Origin of the sequence: Aliiroseovarius sp. S253 (genome assembly GCF_049800855.1) — a bacterium.
In the GTDB taxonomy this organism is placed as follows: Bacteria; Pseudomonadota; Alphaproteobacteria; order Rhodobacterales; family Rhodobacteraceae; genus Aliiroseovarius.
Genome location: NZ_JBNAFW010000002.1, coordinates 727501 through 728886 on the forward strand (window position 1 = coordinate 727501; position 1386 = coordinate 728886).

Sequence of the window (1386 nt, forward strand, 5' to 3'; positions counted from 1 at the left end):
GCGACTGTTTACTAAAAACACAGGGCTCTGCGAAGTCGCAAGACGACGTATAGGGTCTGACGCCTGCCCGGTGCCTGAAGGTTAAAAGGAGGAGTGCAAGCTCCGAATTGAAGCCCAGGTAAACGGCGGCCGTAACTATAACGGTCCTAAGGTAGCGAAATTCCTTGTCGGGTAAGTTCCGACCTGCACGAATGGCGTAACGACTTCCCCGCTGTCTCCAACATCGACTCAGCGAAATTGAATTGCCTGTCAAGATGCAGGCTTCCCGCGGTTAGACGGAAAGACCCCGTGCACCTTTACTACAGCTTCACACTGGCATCAGACACAACATGTGCAGAATAGGTGGTAGGCTTTGAACTCAGGACGCCAGTTCTGAGGGAGCCTCCTTTGAGATACCACCCTTGTTCTGTTTGATGTCTAACCGCGGTCCGTTATCCGGATCCGGGACCCTGTGTGGCGGGTAGTTTGACTGGGGCGGTCGCCTCCTAAAGAGTAACGGAGGCGCGCGAAGGTTGGCTCAGAGCGGTCGGAAATCGCTCGTTGAGTGCAATGGCAGAAGCCAGCCTGACTGCGAGACTGACAAGTCGAGCAGAGTCGAAAGACGGCCATAGTGATCCGGTGGTCCCGAGTGGAAGGGCCATCGCTCAACGGATAAAAGGTACGCCGGGGATAACAGGCTGATACTGCCCAAGAGTCCATATCGACGGCAGTGTTTGGCACCTCGATGTCGGCTCATCTCATCCTGGGGCTGGAGCAGGTCCCAAGGGTACGGCTGTTCGCCGTTTAAAGAGGTACGTGAGCTGGGTTTAGAACGTCGTGAGACAGTTCGGTCCCTATCTGCCGTGGGTGTAGGATACTTGAGAGGAGTTGCCCCTAGTACGAGAGGACCGGGGTGAACGTTCCACTGGTGGACCAGTTATCGTGCCAACGGTAGTGCTGGGTAGCTATGAACGGACAGGATAACCGCTGAAGGCATCTAAGCGGGAAGCCCCCCTCAAAACAAGGTATCCCTGAGGACCGAGGAAGACTACCTCGTCGATAGGCCAGAGGTGTAAGCGTGGTAACACGTTCAGCTGACTGGTACTAATGGTCCGATAGGCTTGATTTGATCCAGTAGAAGACAGTTCTACTGAAAAATCAAAAGCATACATCACAGTATAACTTGACTTGGAATTGCTCTTTATTCGGTTTGGTGGTCACAGCACCAGTGAAACACCCGATCCCTTCCCGAACTCGGCCGTTAAGCACGGTTGCGCCAATGGTACTGCATCTTAAGGTGTGGGAGAGTAGGTCACCGCCAAACCTAATAAAGAGCAATCAGTATCCTCTCAAAACGATGATAAAAACAAACAAAACGCCGCCGAGCAGAAATGCCGGCGGCGTTTT

The 1386-nt window shown here is 53.3% G+C and carries 2 rRNA genes (1 of these 2 only partly in view); both read left to right on the plus strand.

The features are described from left to right. Nucleotides 1–1108: ribosomal RNA gene (locus ACP15F_RS15010) — 23S ribosomal RNA — on the plus strand (it extends 1724 nt beyond the left edge of the window). Between the two features lie 80 nt (nt 1109–1188). Further along, nucleotides 1189–1303: ribosomal RNA gene (gene rrf / locus ACP15F_RS15015) — 5S ribosomal RNA — on the plus strand. Nucleotides 1304–1386: the final 83 nt, after the last annotated feature.